General features: G+C 38.3%; 20 protein-coding genes. 4 read left to right on the top strand and 16 right to left on the bottom strand.

What is annotated here, in order from left to right; translation table 11 throughout:
* Nucleotides 1–100: 100 nt before the first annotated feature.
* The 3 genes from clpB to VNN39_RS08095 form a co-directional block, all read right to left on the bottom strand.
* Entirely contained in the window at nt 101–2,704 is a 2,604-nt protein-coding gene (gene clpB, locus VNN39_RS08105) for an ATP-dependent chaperone ClpB (protein WP_339007021.1), read from the bottom strand.
* A gap of 159 nt (nt 2,705–2,863) precedes the next feature.
* Nucleotides 2,864–3,493 carry an SDR family oxidoreductase gene (locus VNN39_RS08100; RefSeq protein WP_338997360.1) on the bottom strand — a complete coding sequence of 210 codons (630 nt, stop codon included), beginning with the start codon at nt 3,491–3,493 and terminating at the stop codon, nt 2,864–2,866.
* 89 nt (nt 3,494–3,582) lie between these two features.
* The gene (locus tag VNN39_RS08095; protein ID WP_017369320.1) at nt 3,583–4,023 is read right to left on the bottom strand and encodes an Rrf2 family transcriptional regulator; all 441 of its coding nucleotides are present in this window, start codon (nt 4,021–4,023) and stop codon (nt 3,583–3,585) included.
* Nucleotides 4,024–4,169: 146 nt separating this feature from the next.
* Between VNN39_RS08095 and VNN39_RS08090 the strand changes: the two genes are divergently transcribed.
* Nucleotides 4,170–4,700 (top strand): HdeD family acid-resistance protein, encoded by a 531-nt coding sequence (locus VNN39_RS08090; RefSeq protein WP_279360193.1) that lies wholly within the window; start codon nt 4,170–4,172, stop codon nt 4,698–4,700.
* 47 nt (nt 4,701–4,747) lie between these two features.
* Here VNN39_RS08090 and VNN39_RS08085 read toward each other — a convergent pair whose 3' ends face one another.
* The 3 genes from VNN39_RS08085 to VNN39_RS08075 all read right to left on the bottom strand — a co-directional run bounded on the left by VNN39_RS08085 (nt 4,748) and on the right by VNN39_RS08075 (nt 8,931).
* The gene (locus tag VNN39_RS08085; RefSeq protein WP_096368217.1) at nt 4,748–5,914 is read right to left on the bottom strand and encodes an MFS transporter; all 1,167 of its coding nucleotides are present in this window, start codon (nt 5,912–5,914) and stop codon (nt 4,748–4,750) included.
* Between the two features lie 198 nt (nt 5,915–6,112).
* A complete protein-coding gene (gene gshAB / locus VNN39_RS08080) occupies nt 6,113–8,374 on the bottom strand; it encodes a bifunctional glutamate--cysteine ligase GshA/glutathione synthetase GshB (RefSeq protein WP_338997357.1) in 2,262 nt (753 codons plus the stop codon).
* A gap of 110 nt (nt 8,375–8,484) precedes the next feature.
* A complete protein-coding gene (locus tag VNN39_RS08075; RefSeq protein ID WP_338997356.1) occupies nt 8,485–8,931 on the bottom strand; it encodes an SACOL1771 family peroxiredoxin in 447 nt (148 codons plus the stop codon).
* Nucleotides 8,932–9,074: 143 nt separating this feature from the next.
* On the opposite strand from VNN39_RS08075, the gene VNN39_RS08070 reads away from it, so the two are divergent.
* Nucleotides 9,075–9,923 (top strand): transporter substrate-binding domain-containing protein, encoded by an 849-nt coding sequence (locus VNN39_RS08070; protein ID WP_338997355.1) that lies wholly within the window; start codon nt 9,075–9,077, stop codon nt 9,921–9,923.
* Complete coding sequence (locus VNN39_RS08065) at nt 9,910–11,385, top strand: amidase family protein (protein WP_338997354.1); 1,476 nt, start codon at nt 9,910–9,912, stop codon at nt 11,383–11,385. Before VNN39_RS08070 ends, VNN39_RS08065 begins: the two co-directional genes overlap by 14 nt.
* 36 nt (nt 11,386–11,421) lie before the next feature.
* Here VNN39_RS08065 and VNN39_RS08060 read toward each other — a convergent pair whose 3' ends face one another.
* From VNN39_RS08060 to VNN39_RS08025, 8 genes are all read right to left on the bottom strand, one after another.
* Nucleotides 11,422–11,841 carry an N-acetyltransferase gene (locus VNN39_RS08060; RefSeq protein ID WP_338997353.1) on the bottom strand — a complete coding sequence of 140 codons (420 nt, stop codon included), beginning with the start codon at nt 11,839–11,841 and terminating at the stop codon, nt 11,422–11,424.
* A 100-nt stretch (nt 11,842–11,941) separates the two neighbouring features.
* Nucleotides 11,942–12,517, bottom strand: coding sequence for a TMEM175 family protein (locus tag VNN39_RS08055; RefSeq protein WP_338997352.1), 576 nt, complete (start codon nt 12,515–12,517; stop codon nt 11,942–11,944).
* A gap of 46 nt (nt 12,518–12,563) precedes the next feature.
* Nucleotides 12,564–12,761, bottom strand: a complete 198-nt coding sequence (locus tag VNN39_RS08050) for a hypothetical protein (RefSeq protein ID WP_017369312.1) — start codon at nt 12,759–12,761, stop codon at nt 12,564–12,566.
* A complete protein-coding gene (locus VNN39_RS08045) occupies nt 12,751–13,647 on the bottom strand; it encodes a ring-cleaving dioxygenase (protein WP_338997351.1) in 897 nt (298 codons plus the stop codon). Before VNN39_RS08045 ends, VNN39_RS08050 begins: the two co-directional genes overlap by 11 nt.
* 177 nt (nt 13,648–13,824) lie before the next feature.
* Nucleotides 13,825–14,718: a BadF/BadG/BcrA/BcrD ATPase family protein gene (locus VNN39_RS08040; RefSeq protein ID WP_338997350.1), complete on the bottom strand. Its 894-nt coding sequence runs from the start codon at nt 14,716–14,718 to the stop codon at nt 13,825–13,827.
* 9 nt (nt 14,719–14,727) lie between these two features.
* Entirely contained in the window at nt 14,728–15,816 is a 1,089-nt protein-coding gene (locus VNN39_RS08035) for a DUF871 domain-containing protein (protein ID WP_338997349.1), read from the bottom strand.
* Between the two features lie 18 nt (nt 15,817–15,834).
* On the bottom strand, nt 15,835–16,170 hold the full coding sequence (locus tag VNN39_RS08030; RefSeq protein ID WP_213496282.1) for a hypothetical protein: 336 nt from the start codon (nt 16,168–16,170) through the stop codon (nt 15,835–15,837).
* A gap of 54 nt (nt 16,171–16,224) precedes the next feature.
* The gene (locus VNN39_RS08025) at nt 16,225–17,532 is read right to left on the bottom strand and encodes a PTS sugar transporter subunit IIC (RefSeq protein WP_165714063.1); all 1,308 of its coding nucleotides are present in this window, start codon (nt 17,530–17,532) and stop codon (nt 16,225–16,227) included.
* 707 nt (nt 17,533–18,239) lie between these two features.
* Between VNN39_RS08025 and VNN39_RS08020 the strand changes: the two genes are divergently transcribed.
* A complete protein-coding gene (locus VNN39_RS08020) occupies nt 18,240–19,400 on the top strand; it encodes a hypothetical protein (protein WP_339007018.1) in 1,161 nt (386 codons plus the stop codon).
* Between the two features lie 88 nt (nt 19,401–19,488).
* Here the strand turns inward: VNN39_RS08020 and VNN39_RS08015 are convergent, their stop codons facing one another.
* Together VNN39_RS08015 and VNN39_RS08010 are read right to left on the bottom strand one after the other, a co-directional pair.
* A complete protein-coding gene (locus VNN39_RS08015; RefSeq protein ID WP_165714061.1) occupies nt 19,489–19,824 on the bottom strand; it encodes a DsrE family protein in 336 nt (111 codons plus the stop codon).
* Nucleotides 19,825–19,838: 14 nt separating this feature from the next.
* Nucleotides 19,839–22,040 carry an excinuclease ABC subunit UvrA gene (locus VNN39_RS08010; RefSeq protein ID WP_338997347.1) on the bottom strand — a complete coding sequence of 734 codons (2,202 nt, stop codon included), beginning with the start codon at nt 22,038–22,040 and terminating at the stop codon, nt 19,839–19,841.
* Between the last annotated feature and the right edge of the window lie 257 nt (nt 22,041–22,297).

Genomic DNA, 22,297 nt, shown 5'->3' with positions numbered 1-22,297 from the left:
AAAGCTATAAGTTGTCAAGAATTATCTGTAAATTGCGACAAAATACTATTTTTATATACAAAAAGCCCGAAAGAATACGGGCATTTCTGTTTTTCTTCAATTATTCTTCAATAGGTAAGATATCAAAATCAATTTTATTGTCGACAAGTTTGACAATAACTTTAGTTTTTGGCGGAATCTTACCTGCAATAATCAACTTAGCAAGTGGATTTTCAATAACTTTTGTCAAATAACGTTTTAATGGACGTGCACCATAAGCAGGTTCATAAGCATTTTCTGCAATCCATGCTTTGACTTCTTCACTAAGTTCCAGTTCCACAGACATTTCTTCAAGACGTTGTGTCAATTGGCCAGTCATCTTCACAATAATATTTTTAATATTATTCAGTGACAGTGGTTTGAAGAGAATAGTATCATCAATACGGTTGAGGAACTCTGGTTTGAAGTGCATCCGCAATTGTTTCATTACTTCTTCGGTAGTTTCTTCCGAAATTTCCCCTTGATCATCGACATTATCCAGCAAATATTGTGAGCCAACATTTGACGTCATAATCAAAACAGTATTCTTGAAGTCGACCAAAACACCTTTTGAATCTGTCAAACGACCATCATCCAAGACTTGCAACAGGATGTTGAAGACGTCTGGATGTGCTTTTTCAATTTCATCCAATAAAATAATCGTATATGGGTTACGACGTACAGCTTCAGTCAGTTGACCACCTTCATCATAACCAACATATCCTGGAGGAGCTCCGACAAGACGTGATACACTATGTTTTTCCATGTATTCACTCATGTCAATACGAACCATATGTTCTTCGGAATCAAACAGATTTTCAGCCAATGCTTTAGCCAACTCAGTCTTACCTACACCTGTAGGACCTAAGAAAAGGAAGGAACCTAAAGGACGGTTAGGGTCTTGAATACCTGCGCGGGCGCGAATAATAGCATCAGACACAGCTTCGACCGCTTCATCTTGCCCGACCACACGTTGATGGAGTGTCTCTGGCAAATGAAGGAGTTTTTCACGTTCACCTTCTACCAGTTTTGTCACAGGGATACCTGTCATACGACCAACAACTTCCGCGATTTGTTCTTCAGTAACTGATTCTTGAACAAGACTAAGATCATCTGATTTTGCCTTGCTTTCGAGTTCTTTCAGTGATTGTTCAATTTCTGGAATTTTACCGTAACGCAAAGCTGCAGCTTTTTCAAAGTCGCCTTCATTTTGTGCTTCTTCTAATTCATGACGTGCACGTTCTAGTTCATTCCGTTTATCAGAAATATTGCCTACTTCTTTCTTTTCAGCTTCCCATTGAGCTTTAAGTTGATTGTTTTCTTCACGAAGTTCTGCGATTTCTTCACGAATGATATTTAAACGTTTCTTCGAAGCATCATCACGTTCTTTTTTAAGCGCTGCTTCTTCAATTTCCAGCTGCATCAAACGGCGGTTTGCTTGGTCGAGTTCTGTTGGCAGAGAATTCATTTCAACACGGATTGTTGCGCTAGCTTCATCGACCAAGTCAATCGCTTTATCTGGCAAGAAGCGGTCTGTAATATAACGGTCAGAAAGCGTCGCTGCTGCAACCAATGCGTTATCGTGGATGGTTACACCGTGGTAAATTTCAAAACGCTCTTTCAAACCACGCAGAATGGAAATAGTATCTTCAACTGTTGGTTCAGTAACTAGTACTTTTTGGAAACGACGTTCCAAAGCTTTGTCTGTTTCCATATATTTACGGTATTCATCCAAAGTTGTTGCACCAATTAAATGCAATTCACCACGTGCAAGCATTGGTTTCAAAAGATTACCAGCATCCATTGAACCTTCTGTTTTACCAGCCCCGACGATCGTGTGCAACTCATCGATAAAGAGAATAATTTGTCCGTCAGACTTTTTAACTTCATTCAGTACGGCTTTCAGACGTTCTTCAAACTCACCACGGTACTTAGCACCCGCAATAAGTGCACCCATATCCAAAGAGAATACTGTTTTATCTTTTAAATTTTCAGGTACATCTTTACGGACGATACGTTGCGCAAGACCTTCAACAATGGCTGTTTTACCTACACCAGGCTCACCAATCAGAACCGGGTTATTTTTTGTTTTACGTGACAAGACACGGATAATATCACGAATTTCTTCATCACGTCCAATTACAGGATCTTGTTTTCCTGATTTCACTTGAGCAACAAGGTCGACGCCGTATTTTTCAAGTGCTTTATATGTATCTTCAGCATTTTGGTTTGTCACTTTATCACCTCCTCGTAGGTTTTCAATTGCTAATTTCGTTTTTTCTTTATTCATTCCATGGCTAACAAGATATTCTGTTAAAGGGTTTTTCTTTAACTCAAAAAGGGCCAAGAGTACAATTTCAGTTGAGAGGTACTCGTCCCCCATATCTTTGGCAATCTTATCTGCTGCATTAAACAGAGTAAAAAGATCTGCACTAATATTTTGACCATAGGTAATATTGCTACCTTCAACAGAAGAAATCTTGTCTATGTCTTTTTCAATAATTTTTGTAAATTCTTCAATGTTAATTTCTGAATCTTTGTAAAAATTAAAGGCAAAACTGTTCGGTTGCACAAATATTCGCCATAAATGTGGAATTTCAATCGCTTGATGATGGCGAGTCTGCGCAATTTGTTGCGCTTCATAAAGCGATTTTTGCATACTTGTTGTCATTTTTTCGATGTCCATAATGCACCTCGATTCATTTCATAGTAATGTAGTATTTTTCTCATTTTTCTTACTACCTCTTAATTATACTCTTTTGGTCAGTAAAGGTCAAACTATTTGCTCATTAATTTACGTATAAAAATAAGAGGGATTCTCTCAAGAAAATCCCTCTTATTTTTACTATTTTTGGAAAACGCTGATACGTTGTCCGACATAATTTCCTTCTAGTGCAATGTTAATCATCGCTTTCGCATAGTCTGCATAGCTGATCACACTTTCTCCTTTGTCATTAAGCGTAAATTCTTCACCTGCAATAACATAGTCTCCCGTTTTTTCACCATCCGCTTGGAAATCTGCGGCAGGACTTAAATAAGTCCATTTGACATCATGACGTTTTCTCAAGGCAGCCAATGAATCAGACATAGCTGTAGCCAATGGTTTGAAAGCATCTGGGAAACCTTCTGATTGATAAAGTGCTAAATCATGTTCTGGATTAAGATAAAGACTTCCAGCACCACCTACAACCAACAAACGCTTGTCTGTGCCTTCAATAAGATCAGCAAGATGTTGGATTGAAGTAGTATGTTGCTCCAAGCTATCTTCTGCCCATGTTCCAAAAGCATCAATAATAACATCAAAATCCTTGATGTCTTCTTTAGTTAAATCAAACAAATCTTTCTGGATAGAAGACGGAGCTACTGTTTTGTTTTCACCTCGAACAATTGCTGTGACATCCAAACCTCTATCTACTGCTTCTTGCACAATAAGGCGACCGGCTTTACCATTTGCTGCTACTACTGCTATTCTCATATTAGACCTCCAATGTCTTTTTTGTTGTAATAATTTTTGTTACAACTAATTTTACATAAGCCTTGAGTAAATGTCAACGATTTGGTTTCTTAAGGATTTATCGCGACATAATGATCAATATCAGTGATTACTTCCTGTAAACTCATCACCTTCATTTGGTCTTCCATTGCTTTTTGAATTAAATCAAGCTTACCATCAAGCACCTGGTGAATATTTTTCCCAACAGAACAGTCTGGACTAGGATGTTCATGAAAATGGAACAATCCCTTTTTATTAATGACTTCAACTGCATTATAAATATCGAATAGACTAATATCTTCGACTGGTTTAGCGATTGCAGCCCCACCGCTTCCGCGCACAACATGCACCAATTCATTAGCTTTTAGCTGCTGTAACACTCTTCGAATAATTACGGGATTTACATTAATACTTGTGGCCAAAAAATCACTCGTAATCTTGTGCTCTCCCTCAAAAGTATGGATACAGGCAAAAATATGAAGCGCAATCGTAAAGCGACTTGATATTTGCATTTTTTTCTCCTTCGTCTCTCATTTTACCTTAAGTATAAATGTCCTTTTTCAGAAAGTCAATTATAATAACTAAGCAAATGAATTACGGGCACTTCTTTCCAAAATAAGTTATAATTAAATTATCAGAAAAGAAAGGGGTATTGAATATGTTTTCTGAAAACTTTTCGAAAAAATTACGTAACAACATCGGAATTAATGGTCTTATCTCCACACTTATTGGATTACTCATCTTGTTTTGGCCTGGGCGTACAGCACAAGTTGGGACAGTTTTGATTGGGATTTCCTTTATTTTAATCGGGATTTCTTATCTTGTTTCTATCTTTGCCTTGATGAATGAAAATCCATGGTCACGTTTTGGGCATCTTCTTTTAGGTACGGTCTACTTGGTTGCGGGGATTTTCTCTTTGATTAACTTGGCAGCTGCAACAGCTACTTTGTTCATTATCATTGGTATTTTAGTTGGTTTCACATGGATTACTGAAGGATTTGTTTCCTTTGGATTCGTTCCATATTCTCCATCTAAGCCTTGGACAATTCTTTCAGGACTCCTCAGTGTCATTGCAGGCTTCATGCTCTTACTCACACCTTTGTGGGGTGCTATGGCTCTTTGGACCCTTCTCGGTGTAGTTGTACTCATCCTGGGTATTTTCAAATTAATTCGTTACTTTACTTGGTAACCCTTGTAAAGTGGTAAATAAAAAAGAGTTCCCTAGAGAACTCTTTTTTAGATTTTCACTTTTTTAGATTTACGGTTCATAAGCATTGATAACACTCCCGTACCAAACAAGATAATCGCAGAGATATAGTAAGGGAAGAAATGATTGATATCAAACATCACTCCAGCAGCCAATGGACCTAAAATATTACCAAAACTTGTAAAGGTTGAATTCAATCCATTGATTGCTCCTTGTTGATCACCTGCGTGTTTTGACAAGTAAGTTGTTACTGCCGGTCTAAATAAATCAAAGGCGAGGAAGACAACAAATGTAGAAATAGCAACGGTGATGCGGTTACCTGTGAAGGCAATAATAGCAATAAAGAGTGCACTTGCAAAGAAAGTCAAATGAATCAAATGCATTTCACCAATCTTTCCAACAATCCAGTCGAACAGGAAGAGTTGGAAGAAAAGGGCAATAATACCACTTACTGTAATTACAAGAGCAATTTCACTTGTAGTAAAGCCAAAATTGATTGTCGCCATGATGCTATAAATAGATTCGAAGGCTTGCAGGCCAAACGAAGAAATTAAAATAACGACAAACAGTGATGTGAACATTGGATTTTTGAGAATATCCAAGAAAGATGCTTTTGGAGTGTCTGGATTAATATCCATTGTTTTTTCTGGCTCTTTTAACACAGTCATACTCAAAATAAATCCGATAAATGCTAAAAGTGCAGCCACAAAAAAAGGAACCCGTATACCAAAAGTTGCTAAAAATCCTCCGACACCAGGACCGATGATAAAGCCACCACTAATTGCGGCAGAGACTTTACCCATGGCTTTGGCACGTTCGCCTAAGGTTGTCAGATCCGCAACATATGCTGTAACAGAAGGCATCAATAAAGCTGCTGCAATACCACCCAAAGCGCGTGAAACGTAAAAAAGAGCTTTTACTTGTGCCAAACCAAATAAAAGTTCAGAAAAAGCGAAAATAATCATACCCAAAGCGATGAGTTTTTTTCGTCCCACTTTATCCGATAAATGCCCAGCTATTGGTGAGGCAATCAGTTGGGCAATAGCAAAAATCGATATCATCATTCCCATTGTTGTTCCCGAAAAATGCATTTGCTCTTTCAGTTGTGGCAAAACAGGAATAACGAGACCTACACCTAAGAACACAAGCAATAAGTTTGAAATTGCTAGGTTAATCATCCATTGTTTGTTTTTCATAACTCTACCCCAATACCCGATAAAAAGACAGATTCAAAAATTTGAAACCGCCTTTTTATCCTATTCTATTTGTTAAGTCTATTCTATCATATTCTGCACAAAAATAAAAAAGTATAAATTTATTATCAACTTTTTCGTATCAAATGTTCCTAAATACCGTACAATAAATAAAATCTCTCTTATAACAAGAGGGATTTATTAGATAAATATTTCTGGAAATAGGAAGCACAGAACATCCATGGTAACTCGACGGCCTTTTCCCTTAAGAGGATAAAGATGGAAAAGCATAGCAGGATTAAAGTTAGCTTCAATGATACTGTACTTTTCACCCGACATATCATTGTAGTCTTCAATCAATATATCCACTCCAGTAATCTTGACTTGCAGAGCTTCGGCAGCTTTTTCAGCAATGTTCTTATAGATTTCAGGCATCTCATCCGTGACATCGATAGAGTCTCCACCTGTCGACACATTAGAATTTTCTCGGAGGTTTACCTTTACGTCTTTTTCAGGTATACTCTGTTCCGTATAACCTTGGATGTCCAGCATAAGTTTTTCGGTGGCAGTAATCTGGATTTTTTCCAAGGGGAAACGATGATCCTGACCGCGTAACGGACTCTCATTTTTCTGTGCAACCAGTTGGCTGATCGTGGACACTCCATCACCGATAACATGTGCGGCATCGCGGCGAAGAACAGCCCTCGTCTTGCCATCCAGCACAAAGAAACGGTATTCGGTACCAGAAACAAATCGTTCAACAAGAAGTTCTTTATCTTCTTGGAAAGCAATTTCTAACGCTTTATAAAACTGTTCTTGAGTCGCAGGTTGCTTAAATATAGAAATTCCTAAGCCATAATTCGTTGATTTAGGCTTGACAACAATTGCGGCCGCTTCAAAAAGTGGAAAGGCAGCCTGTGCAGTTGCTAAATTGCTAAATTCTTGCCCTTGCGGGGTTTTTAAATGTGCCCGACCGAGCAGCTTTTTCGTGACCACTTTATTTTCCATAATGGCATAAGCGACCATGGAATCTTTCGAAGTCATATTCCCTTTTTCGATAATTTCTGTATGAGATTTATAACTTAAAGCAATCATCTGGTCTTGTGCATCTAAAACTTCAACTTTTAAGCCTTTTTGAATGGCATCAAAAAGCAAATTTTGCGTCGAAAGTTCCAGATGAGTGAAACCTGCCAACTGAAATGGACGTTTATAGGATTGTTGACGATATTGCCGAGACAAGTCTAAGGCAAATGTTTTGTTTTGACGGTAAGCCAACTCCATCTTTCCAGCCATTGTTGTTTCAGGCTTTTCCAACATTTGAGCAAATTTATCAATAAGTGCCAAATCATCTTTGGAAAAGTCTAAGTTATGGGCGAAAGTACGCATCTGAGCGAAAAAGAGCTTGCCTTCATTAAAATAAGCTGTTTTTTCTAAAGAGTTTTCTAAAGCAACTGCATCATTTATTTCATAACCTAATCGCTGAGCAGCCTCTGGTGCCCCTTCTTCCTCTCTGTATATCAGATAAAGAGCAAAAAGGTGAATAAACCGAGCGGTATCCTCATCCATCCCTACACGCACAAAGGGGTTCAAGTCAAAATTGCGAAATTCAACATACTGAACACCGACGTCAAGCAACTCTTCTGCACGCTTTCCACCACGTAAGCGTACAGCAGAATAAAATTCCTTCATTTCAGAAAGCGCCCCTGTTTTAACATAAGTATGCAAGTCTTCATAATATTGTTCGAGATTTCGATAACTTACAAAAATATCAGACGTGTTCCGATAACCAAATTTTGAATTTCTAATAGAACGTACTGGTTCCTTTGGTTTTTCTGATTTATCAGTGAAAAAGCCAGCATTAGCTCGCGGAGAACCTCCTAAACAATAAGTAATGAGCCACATATAACGCAAATATTGTCGTGAGAGCTTCATGTAAATTTCAGATTTGAAAGTTTGGAAGTCTACCATTTGCTGTTGCTTCCACATTGCTTGCAGCAAATCCTTGCCAAACTCAAAGTTATAGTGAATGCCTGACACCATTTGCTTTCTTTTGCCATATTTTTCTGCTAATCCTTCACGATAAAGGACATCTTCTTTTTTTTCTAGATTGGCAAGACGGATATCTGACTCATTTTCCGGCAGAGCAGGGGGCATGGATTGGGACCAGAGAAGTTCTCCTTGCTCAAGAGAGCGAATCATCACATCATGAAGTGCTTCCATAAATTGCAAAGCATGTTTTGATTCTTCAAAAACAGGCGTAATAGCTTCCAGCTGTGTTTCTGAAAAATCTGTTTGAAGATAGGGGTGGAAATTTCGGGAACCAAGAGCTGATGGATGATTTAATCCACTTAAATGTCCCACCGAATCAACACGGTGTCCTTCTCTTTCTAAACCAAAACGTGCTTGAAAAAGATAAGGTCTTACTTGTGAGCTTGAGAGTATTTTATAATAAGCAATCGTCATTTTTATTTCCAGATTTCTATTTTTTCTCGAATTGATTTTTTTGAAACTTTTACTGCTATTATATCACGTAAGTACTTACCCCTCATCAAAATAAAAATGGGACTTTGTATTTATTCTACTTTTTCCTTTTCTAACTGGATGTTAGCCTTAATCTGAACATTACCTTGTAATGCTCTAGAAATCATACAAGAACTTTCAGCATATTGAGCCAGACGATAAGCCTTATCGTAATCTGCATGCTCATCTATTTTCAGATATAGGTTATGTATAATCTTTTCGTAGGTAAAAACTCCTTTTTCAATATTCACTGTAGCTCCAGATTCAACCTTAAAATCAAGCACTGTAATTTCATTGCGTTCAAGTAAAGCTGCCAATGTAATCGTATAGCAAGTACTCGCAGCGCCTAAAAGCATTTCATCTGGATTAGTTCCCACACCTGGACCATCCATCACAGATGGAATCGAAATTTCCTCTTGTAAAGCGCCTGTCTCCAGTTTTCCGACAGCATTACGTCCACCTTGCCAATTAATTTGCGATGTAAAGATATGTTTTACCATTTTCTCTCTCCTCTATCTTATTCTTTTGCTCTTTTTGATCATACCAAAAATTTGTAAACATAAAAAGCTTCTGAATTTTTAAAATTTGCTAAAATAAAAATATACAGAAAGGAAGGGTTTGCAAAAACCCATATTATATATAAATGAATAAAAAATTAGTTTTAGGTCTAGCCTTATTTTCTCTCACTTCTTTTGGGGTTTTGACCGCTTGCAGCAAAAAAGAAAACGTTAAGCCTGAGCCCAAAGAAATTATCGTAGCTACAAATGCGAACTCAAAACCGAATACCTATATGGAAGACGATAAGTTAACTGGTTACGATGTTGAGCTTGCACGTGCTGTTTTCAAAGAGCTCCCTGAGTATAAATTAAAATTTCAAGTGATTGATTTTAATTCCGTACTTTCTGGCATTGATAATGGACGTTTCCAAATGGCCGCAAATGCTCTTTCTTGGACACCCGAGCGTTCAGAAAAATACAACTACTCACTCCCTCTATCCAAGTCCGCAACATCAGTAGCAGTTAAACCTGACTTGCAAGTCAAATCATTAAATGATTTAGCGGGTAAAACAACCGAGGTTCTATCTGGTGTGCAAGTTGCAACAATGCTTGAAAACTGGAACAAGGAAAACCCTGACAAGGCAATGAATTTAAAGTATATGGATGCTAGCTATCCGTTAACATCTTATGTTGCTGATGTAGACTCAGGCAAGAGTGACTTTGTGATTTACGATCAAATTTCACTTACACAAATCATCCAACAACACGCTTATGACTTAAAGGTCGAGCCGATTGATTTAGGCGAGACAGATAAACATACAGGATTTAGCTATTTCATTTTTGGTAAGGAAAAAGAAGACAAAAATCTCCAACAAAAAGTCGACAAGGCCTTGGTAAAACTTCAAAAGAATGGCACAATGACAAAGCTTTCTGAAAAATACCTCGGTGGCGATTTCACTCCTAGAGAGGAAGATATGAAAGATGGTAAAGATTAAAGACGCTACATATTGGGCAGAAAAAGTACGTTCTGGCCAGATCAGTAATGCTGAATTACTCAAAAATACTCAAAAAAAACTTGAAGAACTCAACCCACAATACAATGCTGTCGTTACTTACGACATGAATCAGGCTCAATCTGATCTCCCAAAAACACAGCACGGTTATTTCGCAGGTATCCCTTTCCCATTAAAAATGTTAGGGCAAGATCATACAGGCCTTCCGTCAACTTCGAGTTCAAAATTGTTTGAGGACAGCATTGCCCACTCCGACGATAACTTTGTTAGAGCCGCTCTTGAAGCTGGTTTAACGCCTTTTGGACAAACAAATTCTCCCGAACTTGGTTTTAAAAACATTACGGACTCAGCTCTTTATGGGGACACACGTAATGTTTGGAATACCGCTTATTACTCTGGCGGGTCTTCTGGTGGTGCTGCTTCTGCTGTAGCGTCTGGTATCTTTCCCATGGCTGGCGCTTCTGACGGTGGCGGCTCTATACGTATTCCTGCTTCTTTTTCAGGTCTTATTGGTTTAAAAATGACCCGAGGTCTTATGCCACAGGGCCCAGGAAACTACCGAGGTTGGCAAGGTGCAGCAACTACTGGAGCTTTAACTGTTTCTGTACGTGATACAGCAAGTTTTGTGGCCGAAATGCAACTTAAACAAGAAGCCGATCCCTATCAAACAGAGTTATTAGATAAGAAGACACTGCATCATCTCACGGAACCAGACAAAGCTTTAAACATTGCTTATTCCTTTGAATCACCGGTATCTGGAATAACGCTTTCGGAGACTTCTAAGGCCGCCCTTCAAAAAGCCGTGGATTTTCTCAAAGCTCAAGGTCATCAACTGACAGAGGTTGCTTTTCCTTTTGATGCTCGCCCTTTGATTCAAACATATTATCAAATGAATGCTGCTGAAACATATGCTATGCTTAAGCCTTGGGAAATTGCTAATGACCGCAAGATAATTAACAGTGATGTAGAGCCACTAACCTATGCCTTGTTAGAAGCTGGTCGCAATGCCGATGCTGCTTCTTATATTCAAGCTTTGAATCAGTGGGACAGCGCTTGTGCCACATTGGATGAAGAAATTTTTAAAAATTTTGACCTCTTCTTAACGCCGACAACAGCCAAAACAGCGCCCAAAATTGACGAAGAACTCATCCATCCTAATATTACGGAAAAAATGAAACACATGGAGTTATATGACTTCTCAGAGCAAATCGAAACAATAGAGCAAGCATTTGAAAATTCCTTAGCTTTCACACCCTACAACTTTATCAGTAACCTCACCGGACAGCCTGCCTTGTCACTTCCAATCTACTTGGAAGAGGAGACACATTTACCACAAGGCATCCAACTCTGGGGCAAGAAAAACTCGGAAGTACTGCTGCTCAGTTTAGCTTTACAATTTGAAAATAATGACCAGTTCATCTTACCTGAGTTTTATAACAACTGATTGAAAATCAAAAAAGAACCAAAATATGGTTCTTTTTTATTTCCAAGTCATTAAAAACTCTTTTTCATTATTATCTTCATCTAATCCTTCAGACACTATTTTAAAACCTTCTCTTTGATAGAAACGAAGAGCGCCTTCATTTTTCTGGTAAACTTTTAAAGAGAGTGTTGGACTTGAAGCTTTGATATGCTCTAAAATTGCTTTACCGATACCTTTAGACTGCTTACTGTTGCTCACAAAAATACCTGCAATATATTGGTCAATCAAACCAACAAAAGCAATAATCTTTTGGTTTTCTTCGTAAACATATATGTCAGCATCTTTCATGGCTTCTTCAACAGCTGCAGCTTGCTTCAACCAGTACTCACGCTTGATGAACCGATGATTAGCAATATTAACTCTCAGCCACAGCTCTACAACTTTTTGTAAATCTTCAGGATTCATTTTTCTGATCATGCTTTTTCTCCCTATATTTCATCTTAACACAATTTATTTATCTTTCAATAAAAAAAGTGGCTCAATGCTGTGTTTGGTCACTTTTTTGGCGATAGATGGTTTAATTTTTATTAACATAATTTTCAATCTGCTTATCTGGAATTATCCAGGGAATCATACTCAAAATTGTTGCTACTAAAGAAATCTGAGCCACAGGCAATAAAGCTGTCAGCAAAATACCCACCATTAAAATGAGGATAGAAAAGCCGCCTTTCCAAACCCAATGCATGTCTTTTAGTTTATAATTTCGTGATTTAAAAATTTCATAGCTTAAGATATTGAAAATAATATCAATCAATAAGTTATTTACAGCATAAACAATCTCTGGCGTTTTTGATCCTGAAAATTCAGACAGCCAGTTTGTGGTAAAGGGAATAAAACTCATAAAAAATAGGAGTACGACATTCCACCACAGAATTCTTCCTGAAACACGTTCAGCCAGATGGAAAAGGTGATGATGATTGTTCCAATAGATTGCCAAGAGGTAAAAACTTGCAAGATAAGTTAAGAAAATAAATCCCATATCAAATAAGTCCGTCCAGCTCGGACCTTTAGGAATACGCAAATTTAAGACCATTACGGTAATTAAGATGGCAACAATACCATCTGTAAATGCAGATAAACGTCCACTTGTCATTTTGTTTCTCCGTGTATTGTTATCGCCAAGTAGGCGGGCGCTTTTATTATTTGCTCAATTCAAAATAGAGCGCAGCAATATTTCCATCAAATTCACGGTTTTGACCATCAATTTCAAGTTCTAGCACCTTAGCTGAGTCTTCTAAGGCAGGAATTTCACGATTTTGGAGGAGAACAAACTCTTCTACATTAGCGAATTCTTTATTTTCTTGACGACCGTTAAGATGTTGTACTTTAATTTTCATGATTTACTTCTTTCTTTTTTTCAAATTGAACGCCTTGCTTTTGATAGTAACGCAAGAGTTCTTGACGTTTTGCTTCATACCGTGGCGGTAAAGCTAAATTGCTTCCTAAATCTTGGATTGATTCATCCAGAGTAAAACCTGGAGTTAGAGTCGCAAACTCAATTCTTACACCTCCTGGCTCCTTAAGATACACCGATCGAAAATAACCACGATCCGCATATAATTCTCTCTCATATCCTAAGGTTAGCGCTTTTTCCCAAATCTGGTCAAGCACTTTACTGTTAGATACTGCAAAAGCGATATGGTCGATAGAACCTCTCCCCCACACTCGTTTCTTCTTTGAAGATGTTGCGGGAAGAAGCGTAATACCTCCCTCACTCCCAAGTATCTCTTGGAAAAAAAGGCGGGTCTGTTCAAGATTTGAGCTGTAGAGACGACTCCCCCATAGCCCTGTAATCTGGTAGGCAGGAGGTATATCTGATAACACATTAATGTGGACATCTTCGTTTTGCTCTTCTACTTCGATAAATTCAAGTAAAATATTGTCGAAATCAAGAACCTGTAAAGTATTGTCTGTGTGTTGATATTCTAAGCCGAACTTTTTAAAACGTTGCGCCCAGTATTCAGTAGAATTCTTAGGAATTTTGAATTGGATACCTGACAAATAGCCCAGCCCATCTTGCCGTTCTACATCAAAGCGCTGATCTGGGAAAAAAGTCACTACAGTCCCAGGTGTCCCCATAAAATCACCATAATACACATGGCGCATATAGATATTACCTTGATTAATAGAATTTTTAACTAGACGCAAACCTAAAATATCCACATAAAAATGAAAATTCTGCTCAAAATCAGCTGTAAGTAGAGATATATGATGTAGTTCCATCTGCCCGCCTCCTATGTTTACAATTGTAAACCTATCTTTTTGATATGTCAAGAATAAATGTCGAGAAGAACGTATAATAAAAACACCTGAGAATATTTCTCAAGATGTTTAAAAAAAGCGCAAAGAATATGGCGAACCAATAGCTGTCTGCTGTCTTTATTTGCAAAACCCATTCTTTTATAATTCATTCAAAGCCAAGAAAAATGCACCTTGCGTTGAGGATACTTCCTCAGTTATGATAAGGACCGTTGGCATAAATTTCTTCACTTCCTGTATGAATGTTGTTTGCACTTGAGGTATTTTCAAAAGAACAGAACCCTTCAGCGCAATACTACTATCCTTGGGTTGGCCTAACTTGCTATAGTTATTAATCGTCATCTGTGCCAAAAATTGCCCTGCTTCTTTCAAGATACTTTGAGCTGTATCATTTTGCTTATTCGCTTCTGCAACAACAAGCAACGTAAGTGCAGCAATCTCCTTCTTTGTCGCGCTATAGACAAAGCGTTTTATAGCAACTGGATCAGGAAGTTGGAGATGATCGAGTATAACTTGTGAAAGTTGTGATAAAGATTTTCCCTGATCTTCGTCGTTTGCCATTTTTTCAATAGCGCGAAGAGCAATCCAATAGCCCGAACCACGATCAGCTCCAATCAGATGACCCCAACCACCAGTCATTACTTGCTTTTCTCCCCTGTGACCAAAACTGACAGCACCTGTGCCAGCGATTGTCAAAATACCATCACCATTGGGGAAATATGCTGCATGCGCGATACGTGCATCAGTCTCTATCCTGATAGGAACACCAAAGGATGATAAGGCTTTTTGGAGCTCTGTGCTATATTTTCCTGAGCCTATTCCAGCAACGCCTAAAGAAAGAGCAACCAACTCTGCCTTGGGCAATGCCTCCAAACAACTTTCAATAGCTTCCTGGATGTGCCGACAAGCTGCTTCAAAATCAATTAATACATTTCCAAAAGAAGAGTATGCTTTTGATAAAGCAGTTCCATCTCTATCGTAAGCTACAGCTTCTGTTTTTGTCCCACCAGCATCCACACCGATAATAATCTTCATGTCTTTCAATCATCCTTTAACTTCGAACTGAAAATTTTCCCAAGGTTGTAAATAATCCAAAAGGAAGATTTCTTCTTCCCGGATTCGGGCGACTACATTTGTTTTACCTGAATTTTTCATGTCCTTAAGTGCTATGTTCAACTCTCCTTTATATTGACCATATGCTTCGTTCTCAATGATAATATCACCACGCTTAATATCTTGTGTGTTTCCTTTAGGGAAGTCTTCAGACTTGTATTTCACCCGTGATTGCGTTGAGCGGATCATATACTCAGAGATGTCGCCACGGTAAAAGTGAGGCTCTTCTGCCACAATAATACGCTCCAACTCTGTAATTGCTTCGTCAAGCACAATCCCAAAAGTCATCATCTGACGGTTAAGAGCAGCAAGTTTCTGCATTTCCGCTTCAGATGCATAAGCATTACCAATAATAATATCGTCAATCAAACCTGTAGCTGCCAAATGCTGTGCCTGAACTTCGATGGGTAAATCACGATGCAATTCTAGAGTTGCCAAGCCTTCCATCACAGGCCATGGACCATAAGTTGCGTCTTGAGAGTTAACAAAGGCAGCCGTCTGAATATAGTTTTCCTTATACATCTTTGAGCATTTAATAAAGAACTCATAAGAAAGCCCTGAAAAACGCTTGGGATAAAAGTTATGGCAGCCGACTAAAAGATTGCGATTGGGTACATGACTTAAAATATTTTCCATATATTTTGTCGCATTGGACATATTAATTTCGATTTTGAGTCCATACGGATTATAAGTCATCAGTGCTTCTTCTTTACCTGTGAAGCCCACATCCAAACGAATTCCATGTGCGCCCATCTCTGCAAAAAATGATAAATCATCATATGAGATTCCCAAATCATCAAAAATACGCGGTGAAATATCAACCGTCACTTCAAAATTTTTGCTTCTAGCATAACTTACCGTTTCCTTGAAATTCTGTAAAATTTCTTCCTTTTCGCCATTGACAGACAATAAACAGGTAAAGATACGGCTAAAACCATATTTATGGGCAAGGTCGATATAAGCCTTGTCTTGCTCAAGTGTACTATGTTCTGGATAGATCGAGATTCCTAAACGTTTCATATGTTCTTCCTTTTAAAATTAATTCAAACTGTTCACTTCGTGAATATCTTTGCTGTTATATGTATTTACATTTTTCTTGTTATAGATAGCCATAGCGCGTTCAATCCCATGACGTGTCATTTCAAAGAAAACCATAGCAGCAAATACTGCAAAAATAATAAGCGGGATTTTCAAAAGAGCCAAGAAACTTGGGAGCAGTAAAATCCCTATAGCTAGAGCAAACATGCTCATAATTCCCCAAAACCAACGACTTCTCAAATATTTATTTTTAAAGCTTTCTGCTTTAATAGAGAAATGACGTGCACAAAGGATAACTATTACTGTAGCGACAAAAAAGAGAATCGAATATAACATAAGTCTATACACTTTCTATATGTGAACTTTTATTTAAATAAAGAGCGTTTAAATCTACACGCCTTCAGCTTCAGCTGCTGCTTTCTTTTCTTCTTCGAGCATTTGCTTGTCATACATTTTTACGAATGGATAATAGATTAAGCCAGCAATAATGAGGTTAACTAAAACGAGAATAATTGCACGCCAGTCATTACCTGTTGCCATATAAGCACCGATTGGAGCAGGTAAAGTCCACGGCACATTGGCCACAAAACCATTTACCAGTCCTAATCTGACTGCACTGTAAGAAATAATCGTTAAGATGATTGGGTTTAGAACAAATGGAATCGTAAATACCGGGTTCATCATCAAAGGCATACCGAAGATTAAAGGTTCGTTGATATTAAATAACCCTGGTACAAAGGTCAGTTTTGCCATCTCTCTCAAATATTTGGCACGACAAGTGAAGAGGAGGAAAACAAGAACTAATGTTACACCCGCACCACCCATTGTGACAAACCATTGATAAAATTGTTCTGGTGCGACATAAGGAAGTTGTGTTAATGGTGTTCCATCAGCCATAGCAGCCATATTTGCATCAAGCATCATGAGCCACATCGGACGGACAATGGAGCCGATAATATTCATTCCATGAACACCAGCTGCCCAAAGTAAATGGATAAAGATCATAGGCAGTAGAGCACCGAACATATTATTGCCCATCAAATCAGCAATTGGATTGAAAATACTCATGATAAAGGCATTAATATCAAAGTTGAGCATTACACGTATAATCCAGAGAAAGACAATAATAAATCCTCCTGGTAATAATGCTCCAAATGAGCGCCCAACAGCTGGTGGTACACCATCAGGCATTTTGATAGTAATCTCACGCTTGATAAAGAAACGATAAATCTCAACAGCGAAAATCATTGTCAGAATTGCAGAGAACATCCCTGCACCACCTAAATATTGCATAGGAAGGACCCAACCAATAGCAGCTTCGCCTGCTTCAGTCAGTACAGTATCGACATTTAAAGGGATTGTTAAAGTCAAAAAGGCTGCTAATGAAAGAACTCCACCTGTAACACCATCTAAATCATAAGACTTAGCCAAAGAATCCCCCATGGCAAAAGAGGCATAGATTGCCATCAAGCCCATTGTGATTCGGAAAGGAATCGTCAAGTTGGCTGTATGTGGCGCTAACCATTCCGCTACAGCAGGAATCGGGAAATTGGCAAAAACCATGATGAAAGAGCCAATAAGAATAAGGGAGAGTGTGGAAATAACCCCGTTACGTATGGCAACCATATGGCGTTGCATACCGATTTTGGTCATAGGTGGCATTAATCTTGTTTCAATCCACTTGAGAAATTTTTGCATGTTTACTCCTTTAAGTAAATTTTATTTCATATTAACTGTAAATACAGATAATAGTGATCACAGGGTTAAAAATAACGTTGCATGTCTCAAAGCTCAACAGCTTATCTATCAAATATCTTTGAACATACGCCTCCAATAGAACTATATTTCTTTGAATGCCCTTTCATTATACATTAATTGAAATTATATTTCAATTAATAACTAACATTACACTTATGTTAAACGCAAGTAACTTATCAAATAAAAAAGCTTTAACACGCCGTTAAACTTTCTCTAGTGTATTATTTATCTAAAAACAAGTAACTTACTGCCACTGATAAAGCAATGATGATGACATCATAGACAAGTCAACCAATGGTCATCTTTCTATGTTTCTGCTCCAACTTTTCGATTATGGCTTTTAATTTTTCTGTTTCCATCGATTGTCGATTCTATTTTGACAATTGAAAGAAAGGATCACTTTCTTTTAAAGAGTGTTTTCCCGCTGTTAAGTCGTATTAAATCACTTCTCCCCCCTTCTACTACGTCTATTTTACGTTATGAGGTAAATCATAACATATTGCTTTTACTTCCTATTCAAGCCCTGTAAAAACATCTTGTGAAAAAACCAACAAATCCTTGCATCTTAATTTTTTTATGTTAAAATTAAGATACCAAAAATTGAAAACGATTTCAAAAATGTGAATTTATTATTTAGGAAAAATTGAATGAAAACCACTAAATTAGCTTCAATTCTCACTTTGTCAGCAGCTTCAATCTTCTTACTTGCAGCTTGTAGCAACAACAGTGAATCATCAAACAGCAACAAGGATGCAAAAACTGAACAGTCTGCCAGCAATAAAGCTGCCGATACCTTCACTGGAGCAACTGCTGGAGCAAGTAGTTTTGAAGATTTACAAAAAGGACTGTCTAAAAACGGGTCATGGTTGGCAGCCATTACACAAGATATGGATGCTTCAGGTAAAACTTTGACTGTCGACGGTATTTACGCAAGTAAAGATCAGATTGCACGTAAATTTGCAGCTTACGCCCAAGATGATAACCACACTGTGACTGACCGTTACACGTTGACCATAGATAAAGTTGAAGTAAAATCACCAGGTTTCAAACTTTCTAATGGTACAATCAAAGGTGATGTAGCTGTTTTCGCTCCTGGGTTTGGTTCGCAAAACGGACCAGGTGTTGATGGTAAAGCAACGATTGACGGTAACTTAACTTTTGCAAGTCAAGATCTCATGGATGCTTATAATAAACTTCCTGAAGACCAGAGACCAAAAGTAACGGGTGAAACTAAGGTTGAAGAAGGTGAAGTGATTAAATTCCCTATTGGAGCTATCACTATTGGTAAGCACGGCGAAGTCACTCACGAATTCGAAGGTAACGGACCTGATACTGAAACTGGTGCAACAACTGGTACAGATACAGCGGACATTTTAGCTTCAGGTTTAAGTGCTAAAGGTGCATGGTTAGTATCTGGTAACTCAAACATTGATGCAGCTGACAAAGATATCACTGTTGATGGTATCTTTATGAACGAAAGCGGCCAAATCCAGCGTACATTGGCATTAATTGCACAAAATGACACGCGTCAAGTAACTGATTCATTTACTTTGAGTGTTAAACGATTAATCATTAAATCACCCGGCCTCGACCTTGAAGGAGGTAACATTAAAGGTGATGTTTATGTTGCAGAAAATGCATCAATCAAAGCTCGCGATATGAAAGGTACTGATGGCAAGACAATTCCTTCTGAAATCAACGGTAATCTTTACTTCGCAACACAAGAACAACTGGATGCATACAAGGAATTGGAAACTGTTAACCAATTTAAAGTTTCGGGTAATGTAGCTGTAAAAACGGCTGAGTAATAAAAATTTAAGTTATCCTTCATAGCCAAATAAAAAACCATCCCGTATGTAGGGATGGTTTTGAGCTATTTTGGGAAGATTAAATGTCTCAAGGTTTAACATAAGCAAAACCAGAGTTCTGTTTTTGAACGAGTTCTACAATACCAGCGGGTACGACTGTGCAGCCTTTCTGCAGCATTCCTTCTTTATAGCCTCTCATGTTTAAAGAATTTTGGCAAACTGCAACTTTGACACCTGTTTTTAAAACTTCCTCAAGCTGTACTGGTGAAGCCTTGAGCACCATTTCTACTGCTTCTCCATTCACTAAAATCTCAATCTTGCCTGGTTCTTTATTCTGAATTAGCCATTCTTTAAGATTCTTTACATTGGAGAGGAGTGTGTTCCATTTGTGGTTTTCATCGATATGCAGAATAACTTTTAACATCTTTAGATCTCCTATTAGATATAATGAGCAGTAAGCGAGGCTGTACAATCTTGTAGTCCTGCTGGTGGTCCTGCGTAAATCACTTTCCCACCAGCTGAACCACCTTCTGGACCGATATCGATAATCCAGTCCGCCTGACGAATGATATCTAGCTGATGTTCAATCACAACCAAGGTATTTCCTTGCTCAACAAAATGATTCATAATCTTCATCAGACGGTTAATATCAGACAGGTGCAGACCTGTTGAGGGTTCATCAAGGATAAAAAGATTGCCCTTTTGATAAAACTCATTGGCTAACTTCAAACGCTGACGCTCTCCACCAGATAAAGTGCTCGTTGGCTGCCCCAGAGTCAGGTAGCCAAGCCCTACTTCTTCCATAGCTTTTACTTTTTTCTTAATCGCAGGAACAGACTTGAAAAAGTCCAACGCTTCTTCTATCGTTAAGTCCAGAACTTCAGTAATATCTTTCCCTTGATACTTAAAGGCAAGAGCTTCAGTCTTGTAACGTTTCCCTTGACAAAGTTCACAGGTTTGTTTCACTGTTTCCATGAATGCCAAGTTTGACTCGATGTAACCTCTACCTTCGCAAGCAGGGCACGCGCCCTCGGAGTTATAGCTGAAAAGACTTGGCTTAACTTCGTTCACTTTAGCAAAAGCTTTTCTGATATTATCCATAATACCTATAAAAGTCGCTGGATTAGAACGGCTATTGGCAGCTAAGCTTGCTTGTGTCACCATGATTGATTCTGGATAAGCAGCTCTTAAAGAATACTCTACAAGTGTTGATTTTCCTGAACCAGCTACACCGGTCAAAACGGTAAGAAGGCCTTTGGGGATCTCAAGGTGCTGATTTTTAAGGTTGTTGATGCTTGAAACTTCTCCATGATAAAAGTGAGCCGGCTGTCTTGGTTCATCATTAATGGCTGTCATCTGGGAAAGATGTTTCCCCGTTAAACAATCAGACTGAAGGAGCTGCTCATAACTTCCTTCAAACATGATTTCACCGCCATGGACACCAGCTGCAGGCCCAACTTCTATCACCCAATCCGCAATTTTGATGACATCTGGATCATGCTCAATAATGAGAACTGTATTCCCTTTGTCTCGCAACTTTGTAAAGATGCTATTAATTCGAGCCACATCTCTCGGATGCAGACCCACAGATGGTTCATCAAAAATATAGAGCATATCCGATAGTGCATTATTTAAATGCTTCACTAATTTTACACGCTGAGATTCTCCACCAGATAAAGTCGTCGTTTCTCGATCAAGGCTGAGATAGCCTAGCCCTAGTTCAATCAGGTGATCAATTTGTTGTTTGAGGTGTTCGGTTCCCTCGAGTGATGTCAAAACATCACTTAAATCTGTCAGTTCCATACTCATCAAATCCGCAAAGCTATAGCCAGACCAACGCACTGCTAGCGCTTCTTGGTTTAAACGTTTGCCTTGGCAGACTGGACAAACTGCTTCATGCGTATAAGTCGCAAGTGTCTTTTGAGCACCAGCAGACAAATCTCCTTCTTTTTGCAAGAAGCTACGATTAAACTTGTCAACAATACCTTCGTAGGTAAGATTGTATTCCCCCATTTTTATCTTGCCGACTTCTTTACCGTGGTATAGACGCTCCAACTCTTCTTCTGTATAGTCTTTCAGTAATTTTTTACCATCAAAAAGACCATTGTCTACATACATTTTAATGATTTTTTGATAAGGTTTAAAAAGAACTGCACCGTTATTAAGTGAACGTGCTTTATCAATAAAAAGCTCCATTTTTAATTCTAATTTTTTACCAATTCCCTGACATTCTGGACACATACCGGCCGGAAGGTTAAAAGAAAAATGATCTACCCCAAGTTGTGGGCTTCCTCCACCCGCAAAAAGTTGACGGATGACTGGTGCAATATCTGTGATTGTCGCAAGAGTAGAGCGGGCATTGCCCCCTAAAGTTTTTTGGTCAATGACGATGGAGGCAGGAAGATTTTCAATCCGCTCTACATCGGGACGTTCATACTTGGGCAGAAACTGTCGAACAAATGCCGGCAAGGTTTCATTTAAGAGGCGTTGTGACTCATCGGCAAGTGTATCAAAAACAAGGCTGGATTTCCCAGAGCCTGAAACGCCAGTAAAGACAGTAATCTTCTTTTTGGGGATTTCGAGCGATACATTTTTTAAATTATTGACTTTATCCGCAATGACACGAATCGTATCAGGCATTGTTTTCTCCTTTTTCATAAGTCTATAGACAAGGGGCTTCGAAATATAAAGCCCTACTTTTCGAGCTTTGCTTAATTGCTATTTTATCATTTTTTAGTTCTATTTATCTTACTTTCAAAGCTTCCGCTCTCCAATCTATTTTTGCTACAAGTATCTGGGACGAGATGTATTTTGAAAAGAGGATCCCCCTTTAACTCAACAAAATAAAATAGCCTGACACACACTAGTAGAACACTTTATGTTTATTTTTGGCAAAA

It is taken from the genome of Lactococcus formosensis, from assembly GCF_037892375.1.
Classification (GTDB): Bacteria; Bacillota; Bacilli; order Lactobacillales; family Streptococcaceae; genus Lactococcus; species Lactococcus formosensis.
This window is presented reverse-complemented; position numbering and strand designations above follow the sequence as displayed.

Excerpts from the sequence above, each read along its gene's own strand:
- VNN39_RS08075 (WP_338997356.1), bottom strand. The coding sequence starts at position 8,931 with ATGGTAAAACATATCTTTACATCGCAAATTAATTGGCAAGGTGGACGT.
- VNN39_RS08060 (WP_338997353.1), bottom strand. The coding sequence starts at position 11,841 with ATGATCAGAAAAATGAATCCTGAAGATTTACAAAAAGTTGTAGAGCTG.
- VNN39_RS08010 (WP_338997347.1), bottom strand. The coding sequence starts at position 22,040 with ATGCCTGATACGATTCGTGTCATTGCGGATAAAGTCAATAATTTAAAA.
- VNN39_RS08095 (WP_017369320.1), bottom strand. The coding sequence starts at position 4,023 with ATGCAAATATCAAGTCGCTTTACGATTGCGCTTCATATTTTTGCCTGT.
- VNN39_RS08070 (WP_338997355.1), top strand. The coding sequence starts at position 9,075 with ATGAATAAAAAATTAGTTTTAGGTCTAGCCTTATTTTCTCTCACTTCT.
- VNN39_RS08035 (WP_338997349.1), bottom strand. The coding sequence starts at position 15,816 with ATGAAACGTTTAGGAATCTCGATCTATCCAGAACATAGTACACTTGAG.
- clpB (WP_339007021.1), bottom strand. The coding sequence starts at position 2,704 with ATGGACATCGAAAAAATGACAACAAGTATGCAAAAATCGCTTTATGAA.
- VNN39_RS08085 (WP_096368217.1), bottom strand. The coding sequence starts at position 5,914 with ATGAAAAACAAACAATGGATGATTAACCTAGCAATTTCAAACTTATTG.
- VNN39_RS08055 (WP_338997352.1), bottom strand. The coding sequence starts at position 12,517 with ATGACAAGTGGACGTTTATCTGCATTTACAGATGGTATTGTTGCCATC.
- VNN39_RS08045 (WP_338997351.1), bottom strand. The coding sequence starts at position 13,647 with ATGGAACTACATCATATATCTCTACTTACAGCTGATTTTGAGCAGAAT.
- gshAB (WP_338997357.1), bottom strand. The coding sequence starts at position 8,374 with ATGACGATTGCTTATTATAAAATACTCTCAAGCTCACAAGTAAGACCT.
- VNN39_RS08100 (WP_338997360.1), bottom strand. The coding sequence starts at position 3,493 with ATGAGAATAGCAGTAGTAGCAGCAAATGGTAAAGCCGGTCGCCTTATT.
- VNN39_RS08025 (WP_165714063.1), bottom strand. The coding sequence starts at position 17,532 with ATGCAAAAATTTCTCAAGTGGATTGAAACAAGATTAATGCCACCTATG.
- VNN39_RS08030 (WP_213496282.1), bottom strand. The coding sequence starts at position 16,170 with ATGTTATATTCGATTCTCTTTTTTGTCGCTACAGTAATAGTTATCCTT.
- VNN39_RS08090 (WP_279360193.1), top strand. The coding sequence starts at position 4,170 with ATGTTTTCTGAAAACTTTTCGAAAAAATTACGTAACAACATCGGAATT.
- VNN39_RS08065 (WP_338997354.1), top strand. The coding sequence starts at position 9,910 with ATGGTAAAGATTAAAGACGCTACATATTGGGCAGAAAAAGTACGTTCT.
- VNN39_RS08015 (WP_165714061.1), bottom strand. The coding sequence starts at position 19,824 with ATGTTAAAAGTTATTCTGCATATCGATGAAAACCACAAATGGAACACA.
- VNN39_RS08020 (WP_339007018.1), top strand. The coding sequence starts at position 18,240 with ATGAAAACCACTAAATTAGCTTCAATTCTCACTTTGTCAGCAGCTTCA.
- VNN39_RS08050 (WP_017369312.1), bottom strand. The coding sequence starts at position 12,761 with ATGAAAATTAAAGTACAACATCTTAACGGTCGTCAAGAAAATAAAGAA.
- VNN39_RS08040 (WP_338997350.1), bottom strand. The coding sequence starts at position 14,718 with ATGAAGATTATTATCGGTGTGGATGCTGGTGGGACAAAAACAGAAGCT.